The sequence below is a fragment of the Paraliomyxa miuraensis genome, assembly GCF_026337845.1.
GTDB lineage: Bacteria > Myxococcota_A > Polyangia > Nannocystales > Nannocystaceae > Paraliomyxa > Paraliomyxa miuraensis.
The window spans coordinates 558,151-576,219 of record NZ_JAOVZF010000161.1 but is presented as its reverse complement, the minus strand read 5'-3'; the positions used below and the strand labels follow the sequence as shown (position 1 = coordinate 576,219).

Sequence of the window (18,069 nt, the reverse complement as noted above, 5' to 3'; positions counted from 1 at the left end):
CGCCGCGTTTGCGGTGGGCAATGACGACGAGGACGTGTGGGGCGGTCTGACCGGCACCGAGGTCGGCGAGGCGTTCGGCGTCGGTGGCCTCGGTCTGGTGGGCACCGGTCGCGGTGGTGGTGGTACCGGTGAGGGCACCATCGGCCTCGGCAACACCGGCCTCATCGGCAAGGGTGGCGGTGGCGGTACGGGCTCGGGCTACGGCCGTGGCTCGGGCGCCGGCTTCGGCGGCCGCGGCAAGCGAGTGCCTCGCGTGCGCCAGGCCAAGGCCACGGTCAAGGGCGCGCTCGACAAGGACATCATCCGTCGCGTCGTTCGTGCACACATCAACGAGGTCCGCTACTGCTACAACCAGGGCCTGGCCCGCGATCCCAACCTCAAGGGCCGCGTGGCGATCCAGTTCACCATCGGACCCACCGGCTCGGTGCCGGTGGCGGTGGTGGCCGACAGCTCGATCAAGGACAGCAACGTCTCCAACTGCGTGGCCAAGGCGGTCAAGCGCTGGAAGTTCCCCAAGCCGCCCGGTGGCGGCAACGCGGTGGTGACGTACCCGTTCGTGCTCGAGCCCGGCTGAGGCCGGCCGGGGCTCGGCCCCGAGCACGGGTCACCAGACAGGAGGGCTCGCCAGTGCGGCGGGCCCTTCGTCGTTTCGTGGGCCGAATCGGCTGCTCCATCGCCCGCATTCCGCCCCGTGTCCCCTGCGAGGCCCTCTCGAGGGCTCTGCCCAGGGGAGCTTGCGCGCGGCCTGCGAGGCGCTCCTTCCCCAATGGCGCTCGACCTGACCGCTGCGCGGGTGATCGGCTTGTCACCAGATGGCCGCCTGGATAAACTCCGACAGCTTCGCGCCCCCCAGCAAGAGAGACCTGATGCGCCGTGTTTCCCTCGCCCTCGCGATTGCCCTGCCCATGCTCGTGGCCAGCACGCCCGGCTGCAAGCTCACCAGCCGCAACCGAGCCCAGGCCATCAACCGGATGAACGAGGGCATCCGCAACGAGGCCAAGAACAACACCTCGCAAGCCGAGAAGGCGCTCAAGGAGGCGATCGAGTTCGATCCCACCTACGACAAGGCGCACTTCCACCTCGGCCAGATCTACCGCAAGCAAGGCAAGCTCGTGGATGCGCAGAAGGCCTTCCAAGACGCCATCGCCAACATGAGCGAGGCGCCCAAGGCCGATTATCAGTACCAGCTCGGCCGGGTGATCATCGCGCAGGCCGAGGCCGCTGGCGTGTCACAGGCCGATCGAGAGGCAAAGTACAAGGAGGCCATTGCGGCCTTCCAAGAGGCCATCAAGCTCGATCCGAGCCACTATCGGGCCTACTACCACGTCGGCAAGCTCTACGATCGCCTCGACCAGCCCATACAGGCCGACGAGGCGTTCCGCAAGGCCATCGAGGTCAACGCTCGCTTCGTCGACTCCTTCGTCGATCTCGGCAACATGTACATCGACTACGGCCACGCGAACGTGGGCCTGGCGGTGCTCGATGCCGGCGTCCAGGTCAACGACAAGAACGCGTCGATGTGGAACGGCTTGGGCCGCGCCTACAGCAAGCTCAACCGGCATGAAGAGGCGGTCGACGCGTTCAAGAAGGCCAAGGCCATCGATCCCGATCGGGTCGACGTGCTCTACGGTCTGGGCAAGTCCTACGCCGAGCTCCGCATGCGAGCCGAGGCGCTCGAGCATCTGCAGGCGTTCCTGCAGCGGGCCGGGCAGGAGGTGCCCGAGCACCTCAAGAAGGACGCCAACAATACCGTCGCCCGGATGCAGGACGTCATCTGACCGAATCCTCCAAGCCGTTGGCCACGGGCGGGGGCACGCCGGCTGCTCCTCCGCCGGTGGCCCCGACGCTCGTCCTCCTCGCGTGACCGTGCCGTGGTCCCAGTCGACGCGGTCGTCTCCGAGGTTTGGAGGCCGTGTCCCTTTGGGCGTACCGTTGCGGCACCTGGTGTTCCGCTGCCGCGCCCAGGTCGCGGTGCCGCTCAGGCCATCCGTATCGCCTGCTCGGCCGTCCAGCCCGTGCCCTGGCCAGGACCGCTGGAGCCTCGCATCTTGCCGGTCTCGGCGGCGGCCCGCCACGCCGGCCATCCCATGCCCATCACGGTTCACCCGCCCGACGTCGTTGAAGCCGCGGTTTTGCACGTGGTATATCGGGCCTGGCTCGAGCGACGGAATTCCTCTGTAAGTCTCGAAGGATAGAAGCCCCAGATGGAACTGACCCAGCGCATCAAACAACGCCTTCGGGAGGTCGAGGACTGGAACGCCGTCGTCGAGGAGTTCTTGGCGGAGGCCGAGGCAACGGACGACAAGGCCGAGCAGTCCAAGGCGTTCTTCGAGCTGGCCCGTGCGTGCGAGAGCTTCTTCCTCGACAAGGCGCGCGCGATGGATTCCTACCAGCGTGCGTTCAAGCTCGATCAGCGCAACCTCGCTGCGCTGCGCCACGCCCGACAGATCTATCAGGAGATGGCGAATCTCCAGATGGTCACCAAGCTCATGGGTCTCGAGCTGCGGCTCAATCAAGACCCCGAGCTGCTGCCGGTGCTGAACTACGACATCGGTCGCGCGATGCTCAACATGGGCAACGTCGACGAGGCCAAGCAGAAGCTCGGCGTCGCGGCGGGCGCCTCGCCCGAGTACTTCACGCGGTTCCAGGAGACGCAGTACGACCGCGCCGCGTGGGAAGCGGCGCTCGAGGCGATCTACGATCAGCTGTGCGATCGCACCGGCGAGGACGATCCCCTCGCGGCCAACGTGGCGAGCAAGGGCGCCGAGCTGTCGGCGCTGTACCTTCGTGCCGCTCGCATCCTGCAGCAGGAGGCGCCCGCCGACGAGCGTCTGTTGCCGCTGTTGTTCAAGGCGCTCGACGCCAATCCCAGCAACGACGAGGCCGGGTACATCGCCGAGGTCCTGCTGGCCGACGGTGGTCACCTGCAGCACGTGCAGAAGCTTCAAGACCGCCGTGCGCAGCTCACCGAGGACCTCTCGGAGAAGGTTCGCTTGCTGCGCAACTTCGCCAATGTCTGGCAGGTGCGCCTCAACAACCCCGAGATGGCGGCCTACTTCTTCCATCAGGCGCTCGACATCGCGTACTCGCAAGGCAACTTCGCGGGCGAGGACGGCGAGGTCTCGTGGCACGTTGCCGCCTATCTCAAGCTCGTCGAGCAAGCCGACTCGGCGGGCAACGCCGACACGCTGGTGCCGCTGGCTCAGCGCGGGATGATGGTCATCGAGGACACGACCGACGCGGCGCTCGTGGGCCTGCTCGCCGGTCGTCTGGCGTGGCGCAAGTTCGGTGATCTGGACACCGCGCGCTCGTTCTTCGTGCAGGCGGTGGAGTCCGCTCCGCAGCATCCCATCATCCGATCGTTCCTCGACGAGGTCGGTCCGCTCGAGACCGAGGACATGGGAGTCGACGTCGACGCGGCCGCCGAAGCGGGCGCAGTGCCCGTGCCGGAGCCCGAGCCGGAGCCGGAGCCGGAGCCCGTGGTAGAGGCCGCGCCGGAGCCCGAGCCCGAGCCGGAGCCTGAACCGGAGCCTGAGCCCGAGCCCGTGGTAGAGGCCGCGCCGGAGCCTGAACCCGAGCCTGAGCCTGAGCCCGAGCCCGAGCCGGTGGCAGAGGCCGCACCGGAGCCCGAGCCCGAGCCGGAGCCCGAACCCGAACCGGTGGCAGAGGCCGAGCCCGAGCCCGAGCCCGAGCCCGAACCGGAAGCCGAGTCGGAGCCCGAGTCCGCCGCCGAAGGTGGCGAGCTGGGCGAGGAGACCTTCACCGCCGAGGAGATGGAACTCATCAAGGCCGCGCAGCAGGCCGAGAAGAAGGGCGGCAAGCGAGCCCTCGACGCGTGGCGCGACGCGGTCAACAAGATGCCGACCAAGGCGCTGCCTCGCAACCGCCTCAAGGAGCTCTACGCCAACGCCAACAAGTGGAGCAACGTCGTCGATCTGCTCAAGGATCAGCTCAAGACCACCGACGACAGCGACATCGACACCAAGGAGGCGGTGCACTGGGAGCTCGTCGCGCTCTACCGCGATCAGCTGCGTCAGCCGGGCCTGGTGGTCACCACCCTCGCCGCGCTCGAGAAGGCCATCGAGGGCGTGGTCGAGGCCTCGCGCCTGCTCAAGGTGGTGGAGGCCCAGCAAGAGCAGTTCGAGGCCATGAAGCGCTGGCCCGACCTCATCGGTCGGATCCGGCGTCGCGCCGAGCTCACCGAGGATCCCGAGCAGCGCAAGGAGCTCAATCTCCAGGCGGGCAACCTCTTCCTCGAGAAGTTCAACAACCAGGCCGAGGCCATCAAGAGCTTCGAGCAGGTGCTCGAGGACGACGACCTCAACGTCGAGGCCATCACCAAGCTCAAGGATCTGTACCAGCGCCGTCGCGACTGGGAGAAGATGCTGTTCGTCCAGCAAAAGGAGCTGGCGCTCATCGAGGATCCCGCGGAGCGCAAGGCGCAGCTGCTCGAGGTGGCGCGCACGGCCGGGGCCAAGATCAAGAAGCCGTCCGTCGCGATCGAGCTGTGGTCGCAGGTGATCGAGCTCGATCCCGACAACGTCGAGGCGCTCGGTCACCTCGAGAGCATGCAGGAGCGCGAGAAGGCGTGGCCCGAGCTGGCTGCGACCCTCGAGCGCCTGGTCGAGGTCACCGACAACGCGGACGAGCGCGGCAAGTACCTGGTCAAGCTCGGTCTGCTCTACTCGGACAAGATCGAGGACAACAAGGCGGCCATCCGCACGTGGGAGTCCCTGCACGAGCTCGATCCGGAGAACCGCCGGGCCCAGGACGCGCTCAAGAAGCTGTACCTCGCCGAAGGCGACATGGACAGCCTCGAGACGTTCTACGCCAAGCAGGACAAGTGGGCCGAGTTCATCCGCGTGCTCGAGAAGGAGGTCGACGGGGCCACCGAGATCGAGCAGCGCACCACCTTGCAGCTCAAGGTCGCGGCGCTCTACCGCAGCAAGCTGGAGAAGCCCGACCGCGCGGTCCGAGCCCTCGAGAAGGCGCTGTCCGACGACCCGGGCAACCTCCAGGTGGCCGAGCGGTTGATCGAGCTCTACGAGGAGGCCGGCGACGAGCGGCACATCTCGCCGCCGCTCGAGATCAAGCTGGCCCACACCGAGGATCCCGTCGATCGCCAGGTGCTCCTGCGTCGGCTGGCCGACCTCAGCGAGCGCATCGCCAACGATCAGACCAAGGCGTTCGAGTACTACCGCACGGCATTCGACGAGGACCACACCGCCGACGACGTGCGCGAGCACCTCGAGCGACTGGCCGAGGCGCTGAGCAGCTGGGGCGAGCTGGCCAAGGCGCTCGAGGGCGCAATCGAAAAGTACGGCACCGATCCCGCCTCGCTGCCCCTGCGGCTCAAGGTGGCCGAGGTGCACGAGCGTCAGCTCGTCGACCTCGATGCCGCGCTCGCGGCCAACCAGGCGATCCTGGAGATCGATCCGGAGCAAGCCACCGCGCTCGAGTCGCTCGAGCGCCTGTATCTGGCGCTGGGTCGCGAGGAGGACCTGCTGTCGGTACTGGCCACGAAGCTGACGCTGGCGGCCGACGAGGACGAGCAGCGGGCGATCCAGACTCGCATCGGCAACATCTACGAGCAGCTCGGCAAGTCCGACGAGGCGATCGAGGCCTACCAGGCGGTGCTCGCCACCGGCGTGGAGGATCCCGCGGTGCTCGCGGCCCTCGATCGCATGTTCCTGGGCCTCGAGCGCTGGACCGAGCTGGCCGACATCCTGCGGCGCGAGCTCGACGTGCGCGAGGAGGACGACTTCGAGGGACGCAGCGAGCTGCTGCTGCGCCTGGGCATCATCCAGCAGGAGAAGCTCGAGAGCGCCCGTGACGCCGTCGATCTCTATCGGCAGGTGCTCGAGCTGTTCCCCGACCACGACGAGGCGCGGCGGCGGCTCGAGACCTGGCTCGAGGACGAGGATCTCAAGGTCGACGTGGCCACGATCCTGCTGCCCGTGTACGAGCAGCTCGAGGCGTGGGCCGACCTGGTGCGCTGCCTGGGCATCCAGGCCGATGCCGAGCAAGAGGTGATGCTGCGCGGCGTGCTGCTGCTGCGCATGGGCTCGATCCAGGCCCGCAACCTCGCCGACAGCGAGGGCGCGTTCAACACCTACGCGCGGGCGTTCCGCGACGATCCGCAGAGCGAGATCGCCCAGCAAGAGCTGGAGAACATCGCCAGCATCGAGGAGCGCTGGCAGGACTTCGCCGACCTGTTCGAAGAGGCGGTGGGCAAGGATCTCCCCAGCGAGCTGATGCTGGCGCTGCTGCACAAGCTCGCGGTGCTCTACGACGGGCAGCTGGGCAACACCGCCAAGGCCATCGCGTGCTACGAGCGGGCGATCGACATCGATCCCGCCAACACCGACGCCCTCGATGCCCTCGAGGCGCTCTACACCCGCGAGGAGAACTGGGCCAAGCTGCTCGAGGTCTATCGCTCCAAGGTCGATCTCTACGTGGATCCGGAGCCGCGCGAGCAGCTGCGCTTCCAGATCGCGCGGCTGCAAGAGGAGCTGCTCGGTCAGCCGCAGGACGCGATCGCGACCTACAACGAGATCCTGGCCGATGATGACGCCAACCTGGCGGCGATCACCGCCCTGGACCGCCTGTATCAGCAGGGCGAGGCGTGGAGCGAGCTGGCCGAGAACCTCTCGCGTCAGCTGACCCTGGCGGACGACTCGGCCCAGCAGGTCGAGCTCTCGCTGCGACTGGGCCACGTGCGCCTGACCAGGCTCACTCAGCCCGGCCTCGCGGTCGAGACCTACCGCGAGGTGCTCGAGCTCGATCCAACCAACGACGCCGCGCTCGAGGCCCTCGAGAGCCTGCTCGAGGATCACGAGCACCAGCTGTCGGTGGCCAAGATCCTCGAGCCCAACTACCGGGCGGCCAACGACTGGGCCAGCCTGGTGGTGGCCTACGAGATCATGGTCAAGCACTCGCTCGATCCCAGCGAGAAGATCGGGCTGCTGCACCAGATCGGCGAGCTGCACGAGATCGTGGGCGAGGAGCTCGAGAAGGCGTTCGATGCCTACGGGCGTGCGCTCAAGGAGAGCGCGGCCAACGAGGAGACCCAGGGTCGCCTCGATCGCCTGACCTCGCAGATGGGCGCCTACGCCGAGATGGTGGCGCTCTACGAGAGCGTGGTGGACGACGTGGTCGACGACCAGCTTCGGGTCCACATCCTCACCAAGGTCGCGCAGACCTACGAGGCGGCGCTCGATGACACCGCCAAGGCGGCCGGCAGCTACGAGAAGATCCTCGACATCGATCCGGCCAACTTCGACGCGATCGATGCGCTCATCGAGGTGCACCGTCGCACCAACAACTTCGAGGCCCTGGTGGCGGCCGTGGTCCGCAAGTCGGAGATGGTCGAGGACCCCGAGGACCAGAAGCGGCTGCTGCTCTACGCCGCGAGCATCCGCGAGAGCGTGATGGAGGACCCGCAGGGCGCCATCGACCTGTACCAGCAGGTGCTCACCATCGACGACGCCGATCACACGGCGCTCGAGGAGCTGGTCAAGCTCTACATCCAGCTCGAGAACTGGGAGAAGCTCAAGGACGTCTATCAGCGCCAGAGCGAGCTGGCCACGGATCCCGACGAGCGACGCAACGCGCTGTTCGTGCTCGGTCAGGTCTACGACACCGAGCTGCAGGACATCGATCGGGCGATCGACACCTACCAGCAGATCCTCGACCTCGATCCGGCCGACTACGAGGCGATCTCGGCGCTCGACCGGCTCTACGGCCAGGCCGAGCGCTGGCTCGATCAGCTGCAGATCCTCGAGCGAGCCGTCGATGCCGCCCAGACCCCGCAGGAGCAGACCTCGATCCGCTTCCGCATCGGTGGCCTGTGGGAGGAGAAGCTGGGCGACATGGTGCGGGCCATCGAGGCCTACCGCGAGGTGCTGAACCACGACTACAGCCACGGTCCCACCATCGAGGCCCTCGATCGGATCGTGCACGGCGACAACGAGCCGATGGCCGCGGCGCACGTGCTCGCGCCGCTCTACGAGCAGCTCGCCGAGTGGGAGCTGCTGGTCGACATCTTCAACGTGATGGTGACCCACACCGAGGATCCGCTCGCGAAGATCGAGCGGCTCCACCAGATGGCGGCGCTCTACGAGCGACAGCTCGGCGAGTTCGACAAGGCGTTCGACGCCTACGCGCGCGCCCTCGACACCGACCCGCAGTCGGAGGAGACGGTGGAGCAGCTCCACCGCGTGGCCGAGACCACCCAGGACTGGGAGAAGTTCGCGGCGCTGCTGGCCGAGCAGGCCGACAAGGTCCTCGATCCGCTGACCAAGGTGCAGATGCTGCTGGGCCTGGCCGTGATCCTCGAGCAGCGCCTTGGCAACGTGGACCAGGCCGTCGCGCGCTACCTGTCGGTCCTCGACATCGACCCCGAGAACACGGAGTCGATCGCAGCGCTCGATCGCATCTTCACCCACCTCGAGCGCTGGCCCGATCTGGTGGAGAACCTGCGTCGGCAGATCACGATCACGTCCGACGAGCTCGACGTGATCGGCCTGTACTTCCGGATGGGCCAGATCCAGCAGATGAACATCGGGGACGCCGCGGCGGCCATCGAGGCCTATCGCGAGATCCTCAACATCGATCCGAGCCACTCGCAGACCCAGGAGTCGCTCGAGCTCATCCTCGCCGAGGGCGAGCACCAGGCCGAGATCGCGGAGATCCTCGAGCCGATCTACTACTCGGCCGAGCGCTGGGACTCGCTGGTGCGGCTGGGCACGGTCAAGCTCGAGCACACCGAGGACACCGTCGAGCGCCTGTCCATCATCCAGAACGTGGCCGAGATCTGCGAGCGCCGCCTGGGCGACGCCGAGGAGGCCCACATCTGGTGGCTGCGCGCGTACATCGACGATCCGCTCAACGAGCAGGTCTCGTTCGAACTCGAGCGCCTCGCGGAGATCACCCAGGCGTGGAGCCACATCGTCGACATCGGCGAGCAGATCCTCGAGGAGAACCATCCCTCGCCCGAGGTGCGCCAGTCGGTGTTGCTACGGTCGGCCCGGATCCTCGAGGAGAAGGTCGGCGACGCCGGGCGAGCGATCGAGGCGTTCCGCAACGTGCTGGAGATCGATCCCGAGCACGGGGGGGCGCTCGCGGCCCTCGATCGCATCTACTCCGCGCATGGCATGGCGCAGGATCTCGCCGAGATCTTGCAGCGGCGCATCCGCATCACCATGGACGGCGAGGAGATCGTCGCGCTCGAGGTGCGGCTGGCCCAGGTCTACGAGCAGTACCTCGGCAACGCCGAGCAGGCGATCGCGGCCTACAACCGCGCGCTCGACAACGACCCGCGCAACACCGCCGCGCTCGAGCGGCTCGAGCTGCTCTACCTCGGTCAGTACCGCTGGGAGGAGCTGTTCGACGTGTACCAGAAGATGGTCGACGTGGCGCAGACCGACGAGGACATGGCTGGTTGCTACCAGCGCATGGCCAAGCTGGCGTCGGAGACGCTCAGCCGGGAGAGCGATGCGATCGACATGTGGGGTCGCGTGCTCGACCTGCGGGGCGAGGATCCGCTGGCCCTGGGCGAGCTGGCCGCGCTGCACGAGAAGGCCGAGCGCTGGGACGAGCTGGTCGAGATCCTCGAGCGGCAGGTCTACGTGATCGACGATCCAGCGGGCCGCGTGGACGCCTACCAGACCCTGGGTCGCGTCTACGGCGAGCGACTCGATCGCGAGCGCGACGCCCTGGGTGCGTGGCTCAACGCGATGGAGCTCGACAGCGCCAACGTGGACACGCTGCAGGCCCTGCACCGGATCTACGAGACCAACCAGGCGTGGGTGGAGCTCATCGACATCCTCGAGCAGCTGCTCGCGGTGGGGGGCGACGCGATGCCGGCCCACGAGCAGCGCGAGCTGTACGCCAAGGTCGGCCGCATCCAGGGCGAGTACCTGATGGTCCCCGAGCGCGCCATCGAGGCCTGGCACCAGGTGCTGGAGCTCAACCCCGGCGACATGGAGGCACTGGCCGCCCTCGAGGAGCTGTACTCGCAAGAGGGACGCTGGACCGACGCCATCTCCGTGCTGGAGAGCAAGGTCAAGGTGCTCGAGGACACCGACAGCAAGATCGACGTCCTCATGCAGGTCGCGTCGATCTGGGAGGAGCGGCTCGAGGACAAGATGCAGGCGGCGGGCGCCTACCAGGAGATCCTGGAGAACGACCCGACCCATCGCGCGGCCTACGAGGCCCTCGAGGCGATCTTCCGCGAGCTCGAGCAGTGGCCCGAGCTGGTGGAGCTGCTCATCACCTGGGCCGAGACGCTCGAGGATCGCGAGGACAAGGTCGAGCGCCTGCAGGCGGCGGCGCGGGTCTCCGAGCAGAGCCTGGGCGATCAGGACATGGCGTTCGCGACCCTGCAGGCCGCGTTCAACGTGGACTACGCCAACGACGTGACCTCGCGCGAGCTCGAGCGCATCGCGACCGAGGCCGGCAAGTGGAGCGAGCTGCTCAACGAGTACAACGGCCTGGTGCAGACCATCGACGATCCGATGGAGCGCTGTGAGCTCTGGGTGAAGATCGGCCGCTGGTACGGCGAGCACCTCGAGCGTCCCGACTATGGGATCCAGTCGCTGGAGAAGGCGCTGGAGCTGAATCCCGAGAGCGTGTCGGCGCTACGCGAGCTCGCCAGCTTCCATCGGCGTGCCGAGAGCTGGCCCGAGCTGGCCGATGTGCTGGGTCGAATCGTTCCACTCGAGCAGGAGCCGGCCGATCAGGCCCAGACCTTGCTCGATCTGGCCGAGGTGCTCGAGGTGCGGCTCGGCGACGTGGACGGCTCGGTCGAGTCGTATCGCCGCGTGCTCGAGATCGATCCCGACTCGGTGATCGCGCTCGACGCGTTGATCCGACTGCACGAGGTCCAGGCGGCGTGGCTCGACCAGGTGCAGGTGTTGTCGCGGCGAGCGGCGATCTGCGAGGAGCTCGACGAGGCGATCAACCTCAAGAAGCGCATCGGCTACGTGCAGGAGGCCAACCTCGGTGACAACGCCGCGGCGATCGAGACCTACAAGGACATCCTGGCGCAGGAGCCGACCGACTTCGACGCACTGACGGCGCTCGAGCGCCTCTACCTCGGCGGCAACCAGGTCACCGACTACCTCGAGACGCTCGAGGCTCAGCTCGACGCCACGGCCGACGTGGAGCAGCAGATCTCCATCTACGAGAAGATGGCGCAGGCCCTGGTGACCATGGCCGACGATCGCGAGCGCGCCACGGAGGTGCTCGAGAAGATCGTGATGCTCGATCCCAACCGCGACCAGACCTACCGGCAGCTCGAGGAGCTGTACATGGGCCTGGAGAAGTGGACGGAGCTGGTCGAGACCTACCGCTCGCACATCGAGGCCTCGCCCGACGTGCAGATGAAGGTCCACCTGCTGACCGCGATGGGTGACGTGTACGAGAAGAAGGTCGAGGACGTCGACCGGGCGATCGACACGTACCAGGAGATCCTGCAGCTCGACCCGCACAACTACTTCGCGGCCGACACCCTGAGCAAGCTGCAGGAGCGCATCGAGGACTGGCCCTCGGCGATCGAGACCGTGTCTCGGATGGCCGAGCTGACCGGCGACATGAACCAGCGCACCGAGCTGCTGACCCGCATGGGGCGGATCCTGCACCAGAAGCTCGGGGCGGCCGAGGACGCGGAGCTGCGCCTGACCCAGGCCCTCGACATCAACCCGGGCCACGTGCCCGCGATGGTGCTGCTGGCCGAGATCTACAAGGAGCGCTCGGACTGGCTCAAGGCCTCGCGCGTGCTCGAGGCGGCCTCCGACTACGCGCACAACAACATCGAGAAGACCAACCTCGCGGCCGAGGCGGCCTTCATCAACTACGAGGAGCTCGACGACGAGAACAAGGCGGTGTTGCTGTTCAGCAAGACGCTGAGCCTCGATCCGGAGCACGCGAAGGTCGGCAAGGTGCTCGCGGGCATCTTGTACGAGCGTCAGGACTTCAGCGGCGCCGATCCCATCTTCGACATGCTCTCCCGCAAGGTGGAGCAGCTGCAGCTCGAGCCCGACGAGCAGCGTGACCTGTACCTGCGCGCGGCCAAGGCGGCGCGCGCCCTGGGCAACGCCGACAAGGCGCTCAAGCAGTACAAGCGGGCCTACGACATCGACTCGACCAACCACGAGGTGCTGTCGGGCATGGCCGACCTGCTGTTCGAGCGGCAGGACTGGGAGCGCGCGTTCAAGCTGTACCAGACGATCCTGGTCCAGCACCGCGACACGCAGTCCGACGAGGACACGGTTCGCGTCTACTACCGACTGGGCACGATCAAGAACCAGCAGAACGAGCCGCGCAAGGCCCTGAACTACCTCGAGAAGGCGCTCGAGGTCGATCCGCACCACGAGCAGACGCTCATGGCGATCATCAACCTCCAGGCCCAGGCGGGCGACTGGGAGGGCGTGATCCAGGCCAAGCGGGCGCTGGTGGACATCACCCACGAGGGTGATTCCAAGTTCGCGCTCTACAAGGACATCGGCGAGCTCTACGTCGAGAAGCTCTCCAACCGCGACAAGGCGGCGGAGGCCTACCGGCAGGCGCTGGACCTGCGGCCCGAGGACTACCCGCTGCTGCACACCCTGCTCGACCTCTACACCAGCACCAAGCGCTGGGAGGATGCGATCCACACCATCGATCGCATCGTCGAGGTGGAGTCGGACGGCAAGCGCCGCAGCCGCTACCACTACACGGCGGCGGTGCTGCTTCGCGACGAGCTCGGCGCGCAAGACGAGTCGATCGATCGCTTCAACATGGTGCTCGACGACGACCCGGGGATGCTCAAGGCGTTCCAGGCGATCGACGTCCTGGTCACCAAGAACAAGGACTGGAAGAAGCTCGAGCGGTCGTACCGCAAGATGCTCAAGCGGCTCCCGCCCGAGGGCAACGACGCGCTCAAGATCACGCTGTGGAACAACCTGGCGGAGATCTACCGAACGCGTCTGCGCGACTTCAAGTCCGCGGTGGCGGCGTTCGACGTGGCGGCCAAGCTCGAGCCGGGCAACGTGGATCGGCACATCAAGATGGCCGAGCTCTACGAGCGCCTGTTGACCGATGAGCCGCAGGAATACGTCGACGCAGCGGTGCGCGAGCACCAGATCCTGATCGCGAACGAGCCGTTCCGCTACGAGAGCTACCACGCGCTGTTCAACATCTACTTCAAGGCGCAGCAGGTCGATAAGGCGTTCTGCGTGGCGTCGGTGCTGAACTTCCTCAAGAAGGCCACGCCCGACGAGGAGGCCTACTTCGAGCGCTACCGGCGGGGCGACTTCCAGATGGCCCGTCAGCGGCTCTCCGAGGACACGCTGCGGCGGCACGTGTTCCACCCCGATCAGGACCTGTACCTGACCGGCATCCTGGGGTTGATCGCCCCGGCGGTGGCGGCATGGCGGGCCACGGAGCTCCCGCCCAGCATCAACTCCAACGAGCGCATCGACGTCTCGGTGGATCCGGCCCTCTTCTCGCGCATGACCAAGTACGTCAAGGACGTGCTCAACGTCGCCCAGCCCGATGTGTACTTGCGTCCGAACGACGTGGGCGATCTGGCGCTGATGAACGTCAAGCGCGACAACCAGCTGCACCCGTCGATCGTGGTGTTCCAGAACCTGCTGCGGGGCAAGGCCGAGCCGCACCTGGCGTTCGCGCTGGGGCGGTACATGATGGACCTGTACCTCCCGCACTTCTGCTTCGTGGCCCTCGATCGCTCGACCCAGGCGCTCAAGCAGGTGTTCATGGCCTGCCTACACGGCGTGGGCCTCCCGGTGCAGGGCGACGTGGCGGCACTGACCCAGATCGCCAACGAGATCTTCGGGCGGATGCAGCCAGCGGCGAAGGATCAGCTGCGCAGCCTCATGCAGAAGTTCATCGAGGCCGGCGGGTCGACCGACGTCAAGCGCTGGGCGGCGGCGGTGGAGCTGACCTCGTACCGCGTGGGTCTGTTGCTGTCGGGTGATCTGCGGATCGCCGGCATGATGATCTCGCAGGAGCAGGCGCCGCTGGGCGTGGGGGCCACGATGTCGCCGCGCGACAAGATCAAGGAGCTGGTGCTCTACAGCATCAGCGAGGACTACTTCACCGCGCGTCGCGCGGTAGGCCTGAACGTGACCGGCTGATACGCCGTTCTGGGGCGGGTTCGAGCAGAGGGAGCCGGGGGACCGGCTCCCTCTCGCAATTCGGACGGCGCGTGGACATAGGGGGCACCGCGGCGAGGTTGAGCGGCCCGGGATGACGCCAAGGGATGTAATTGCTGCGGTGCGCGAGCACCAGAGCCTGATCGACGCTGACAATCTCCGTTTCGAGAGCTACCACGCCCTGTTCGATCTCTACCGCCGCAACGATCGGCTGGACGAAGCGCAGGGGGTGGCGGCCACGCTGTGCTTCCTCGAGCAGGCCACGCCGCAGGAAGAGGCGTTTGCGGCTCAGTTCCATGCACCTGGCATGGAGATGGCCCGGTACCGGCTTTCCGAGGACGTGCTGCGGCGGCACGTGTGCCATCCCGATCAGGACCCGTATGTCTCCGCGGTGCTCGGCCTCATTGCTCCGGCGGTGGCCGTATGGCGTGCGACCGAGCTGCCGCCCTCCCTGAGCCGCAAGGCTCGCATCGACGTGACCAGGGACCAGCTGTTGATCTCGCGGATGACCGAGTACGTCACCGACGTGCTCGACGTGGACAGGCCGGAGCTGTACTTGCGCGCGAAGGAACCCGGCGATCTCGCCATGTTGAACGTCAAGAGCGACGGTCGGCTGTACCCGTCGGTCGTGGTGTTCCAGAACCTGCTGCTGTGCAAGACGGAGCGACAGGTGGCGTTCGCGCTGGGCCGGTACTTGATGGACCTCTATCCGCCGCACTTCTGCTTCGTGGCGCTCGATCGCTCGGTACAGGCCGTCAAGCAGGTGTTCAAGGCGTGCCTGCACCGGGTGGGTCTGCCCGTGGAGGGCGATCGAAGGGCGCTCGACCAGATCGCCCACGAGGTCTTCAGCCGCATGCAGCCCCGGGCTCGCGACCAGCTGTGCGTGGTGCTGACGAAGATGGTGGCTCGGGGGCGGTCGATCGACGTCGAGCAGTGGGTTGCGGCCGCGGAGCTGACGGCGTGCCGCGTGGGCTTGCTGCTCGCGGGCGACCTCCGGGACGCAAGCACGATGATCTCGTGCGAGGCGGCACCGCTGGGCGTGAGTGCCATGCTGTCCCCTCGCGACGAGCTCGACGAGCTGGTGCTCTACAGCATCAGCGAGGACTACTTCGCGGCTCGCCGCGCGCTGGGCCTGGCCGTGGAGGGGCGTCAGGCGGCGTGATCAGCCGTCTTCGTTCTTGCTCCCGAACCACTCGCTCGGATCCCACTCGATGTCGCCGTAGCCCGGGAAGCCCCAGCCCGCGCCGCCGCAGGTGAGGATCTCGAGGGTCGAGCCCTCGGGTAGCTCGAGGGGGACCCACGGCACGACCGCGAGCGGTCGCTCGGCGCCGGGGCGGTGCAGCCGCACCAAGGTGCCCTCGGGAGGGCCCGCGCGGTCGATGCCGTGCGGCGGGTTGCGGACGCGGTCGAACGCGAGCTCCGCCCGAAGCGGATGCTGGATTCGGTAGCGCCGGACGACGCCATCGCCCCCCGAGTGCTTGCCCATGCCACCGGAGCCCTCGCGGGAGTTGGTCTCGATGGTGATGCCCTCGATCGTCGGAGTCTGGTCGAGGGTGCTGCCGAGCACCGGCCCGCCCCATGCGGAGCGGCCGGGACGATCGGGCCGACCCCCCTCGCCGCCGGGCAGGACGTCGGTGATCAGCACCTCGTGACCAGTGCCCAGCTCGACGAGCACCCCCAGGCTGCACGAGCCTGCACCCACTCGGCCGGGCCAGGCGTTGGCGAACGCACCGAGCACGGCGTCGAAGGTGCGCGCGATGCCGAAGGCCAGAGCCGCGGGATCCCGGTCGGGGCTGGTGCCGATCCAGGTGGCGGGGTCGGTGAGCAGCTCGAGACGGTCGGCCCATGCCTGGCTCGGCGTCTCCCCCAGGGCATGACCGAGGGCCAGCGCACAGGCGGTCCGCAGGTGCGGCTCGTCGAGGCCGAAGCGGCCCGAGGGATCGCGCTCGTCGCTGTCGCGCAGATCGATGCAGTAGCCGCCGCCGTCGCGGTCGGAGATCCGTACCCGCACGCCGAGCCGGCCGCCCTCGGGGAGCGCCAGATCGTCGGAGAACGAGGCACCACCGCGACCGATGCGAGGCCACGGGGTCGAGGGCACGGGGCCAGGAGCGAGCACGGGCAGGCGGTCGCGCAGGGTCGAGAAGCTCATGGGCGTGGCGGCGATCTACTCGGCTCGGGCCCGGCCTGCAAACGGGCCGTGGCCGTTGGCTGACCACGCTCGAGCGGCGCTCAGCGGCGGCGGCGGCACGAGCCCAGCACCAGCAGCCCCAGCCCCACGAGCAGGCCAGGGCTCGACGGCGCCGTGCGGCAGCCTCCGCAGCCCTCACCTCCGCCGACGTCCTCGCCTCCGCCGGTGTCGTCCTCGGCGATCTCTCCGCTCACCGCGATCGTGCGGGGGGTGAAGGCCACGTAGCTGCGCCCGGCCGGATCGGTGACCTCGATGCGAACCTTGACCGCGGTCCCGGCCTCGGCCGGTGGCACGAATTCCACGGACAGGTCTCCCGACGCGACGGGCTCGTCCTCGATGAAGGGAACCCACTGCGGCTCGTTGACGCCGTCGACGGTGGCCCACGACGCGGTGAAGGTGGAGCCGCCGGGAGCTTCGACGCAGGCCGAGAGCGCGAGGGGCTCCCCCCGCAACACGAACAGCCCGTCGTCGAAGGGAAGGAACACGGTGGGGCCGCCGGCCTCGGGATCGGCGGGATCCTCGATGCGCACGGCCCCGAACCGCGGCGACCACAGGTTGTTCTCGGGCTCCCAGGTGTAGGCGGCGACGAGCCAGGTGCCTGGGCCGACCCCGGTGGTGTCCCAGTCGATGCCCATGGCCGCCTGCTCCATGGTGATGGGGAGGCGGGGATCATCGGGGGTGATCCGTACCGAGGTTCCCGCTGGCCACACGGCGCTCGTGTCGAGGATGTCCTCGGGGCCGAACATCACGGTGATGTCGCCATTTTGCTCGGCACGGTCGTAGTCGCTCTGGTTGATCCAGATCGGGAACCCGAAGTCGTAGAGCTGCTTGGAGAAGGCAAACCACTGGTGCTTGCGGCTGTCGGGGAGCTCGTCGGGCGTGAGCTCGATGTCGTCGTAGTCGACGGAGTAGTCGATGTGCAGCACGTCACCCGGGGCGATCGTCTGCATGCAGGGCACGCTGGCGAACTTCGCGGGGGTGCGCGGACGCAGTCCGTTGGCGGCCTGGGCCAGCGAAGGCGCCCAACTCAGAGACAGCCCCAGCCCGAGGCCGAGGCCGAGCGCGATGGACGACCGGATCCTCATGGGAGATCGACGCTCACGATAGCACGCCGGGCGGTCCTGGCGGGCATCACGCGGGTCTGGCGCCAGCAGGCGTGACGATGGGTCGCAGCGATCCTTTCTCCGACCTGTCGCGTAACGTCGCATGGGCCATACTCGAACTGCCCGGAGAATCATGATGCTCGCCAATCGAATGCGCTCCCGTGGAATGGCCCTGCTCGTGACGATGCTCGCCCTCGGTGGGTGCGATGGCGACGATGGCACGTCGGATGATTCCTCCGAGCCGCGAACCTGCGCCGAGGAAGACCGCGCGGAGGCGTTCACGGTGGGCACGAGCCAGACGGGGGACCTGCACACCGTGTCGATCGTCGAGGCCGATCCGGCCGAGCCGATCCGCGGCGACAACATGTGGACGGTGATGGTGACCGACCCCGACGGGGCAGCGATGGAGGGGGCGACGATCGGCTTCAAGCCGTGGATGCCCGATCACGGGCACGGCACTCCGGTCGAGGCGGAGATCACCGAGCTCGGTGCGGGCGAGTACGAGGCGACCCCGGTGAACCTGTTCATGGCCGGCTACTGGGAGGTCACGCTCGACGTGACCGACGCGAGCGGAGCGTCCGACTCGGTCGTGTTCAAGGTGTGCGTGGAGTGAGGCCGGCCG

At 67.6% G+C, this 18,069-nt stretch carries 7 protein-coding genes; 5 read left to right on the top strand and 2 right to left on the bottom strand.

All coding sequences use genetic code 11. The annotated features are described in order from the left end of the window. The 4 genes from OEB96_RS37660 to OEB96_RS37645 form a co-directional block, all read left to right on the top strand. Positions 1-574 (top strand): AgmX/PglI C-terminal domain-containing protein (locus tag OEB96_RS37660; protein ID WP_266214559.1); only part of this gene is annotated, 574 nt, incomplete at its 5' end. Positions 575-866: 292 nt separating this feature from the next. Then, a complete protein-coding gene (locus OEB96_RS37655; RefSeq protein WP_266221724.1) occupies positions 867-1,778 on the top strand; it encodes a tetratricopeptide repeat protein in 912 nt (303 codons plus the stop codon). Between the two features lie 426 nt (positions 1,779-2,204). Then, a complete protein-coding gene (locus OEB96_RS37650; RefSeq protein ID WP_266221723.1) occupies positions 2,205-14,138 on the top strand; it encodes a tetratricopeptide repeat protein in 11,934 nt (3,977 codons plus the stop codon). Between the two features lie 139 nt (positions 14,139-14,277). Then, positions 14,278-15,318: a hypothetical protein gene (locus tag OEB96_RS37645; protein ID WP_266221722.1), complete on the top strand. Its 1,041-nt coding sequence runs from the start codon at positions 14,278-14,280 to the stop codon at positions 15,316-15,318. Here OEB96_RS37645 and OEB96_RS37640 read toward each other — a convergent pair whose 3' ends face one another. Both OEB96_RS37640 and OEB96_RS37635 read right to left on the bottom strand, forming a co-directional pair. After that, the gene (locus tag OEB96_RS37640; RefSeq protein ID WP_266221721.1) at positions 15,319-16,305 is read right to left on the bottom strand and encodes a hydantoinase B/oxoprolinase family protein; all 987 of its coding nucleotides are present in this window, start codon (positions 16,303-16,305) and stop codon (positions 15,319-15,321) included. 80 nt (positions 16,306-16,385) lie between these two features. After that, positions 16,386-17,429, bottom strand: coding sequence for a hypothetical protein (locus tag OEB96_RS37635; protein WP_266221720.1), 1,044 nt, complete (start codon positions 17,427-17,429; stop codon positions 16,386-16,388). A 169-nt stretch (positions 17,430-17,598) separates the two neighbouring features. On the opposite strand from OEB96_RS37635, the gene OEB96_RS37630 reads away from it, so the two are divergent. Further along, positions 17,599-18,060, top strand: a complete 462-nt coding sequence (locus OEB96_RS37630; protein WP_266221719.1) for a FixH family protein — start codon at positions 17,599-17,601, stop codon at positions 18,058-18,060. The last annotated feature ends 9 nt before the right edge of the window (positions 18,061-18,069 follow it).

Excerpts from the sequence above, each read along its gene's own strand:
- OEB96_RS37655 (WP_266221724.1), top strand. The coding sequence starts at position 867 with ATGCGCCGTGTTTCCCTCGCCCTCGCGATTGCCCTGCCCATGCTCGTG.
- OEB96_RS37640 (WP_266221721.1), bottom strand. The coding sequence starts at position 16,305 with ATGAGCTTCTCGACCCTGCGCGACCGCCTGCCCGTGCTCGCTCCTGGC.
- OEB96_RS37630 (WP_266221719.1), top strand. The coding sequence starts at position 17,599 with ATGCGCTCCCGTGGAATGGCCCTGCTCGTGACGATGCTCGCCCTCGGT.
- OEB96_RS37635 (WP_266221720.1), bottom strand. The coding sequence starts at position 17,429 with ATGAGGATCCGGTCGTCCATCGCGCTCGGCCTCGGCCTCGGGCTGGGG.
- OEB96_RS37650 (WP_266221723.1), top strand. The coding sequence starts at position 2,205 with ATGGAACTGACCCAGCGCATCAAACAACGCCTTCGGGAGGTCGAGGAC.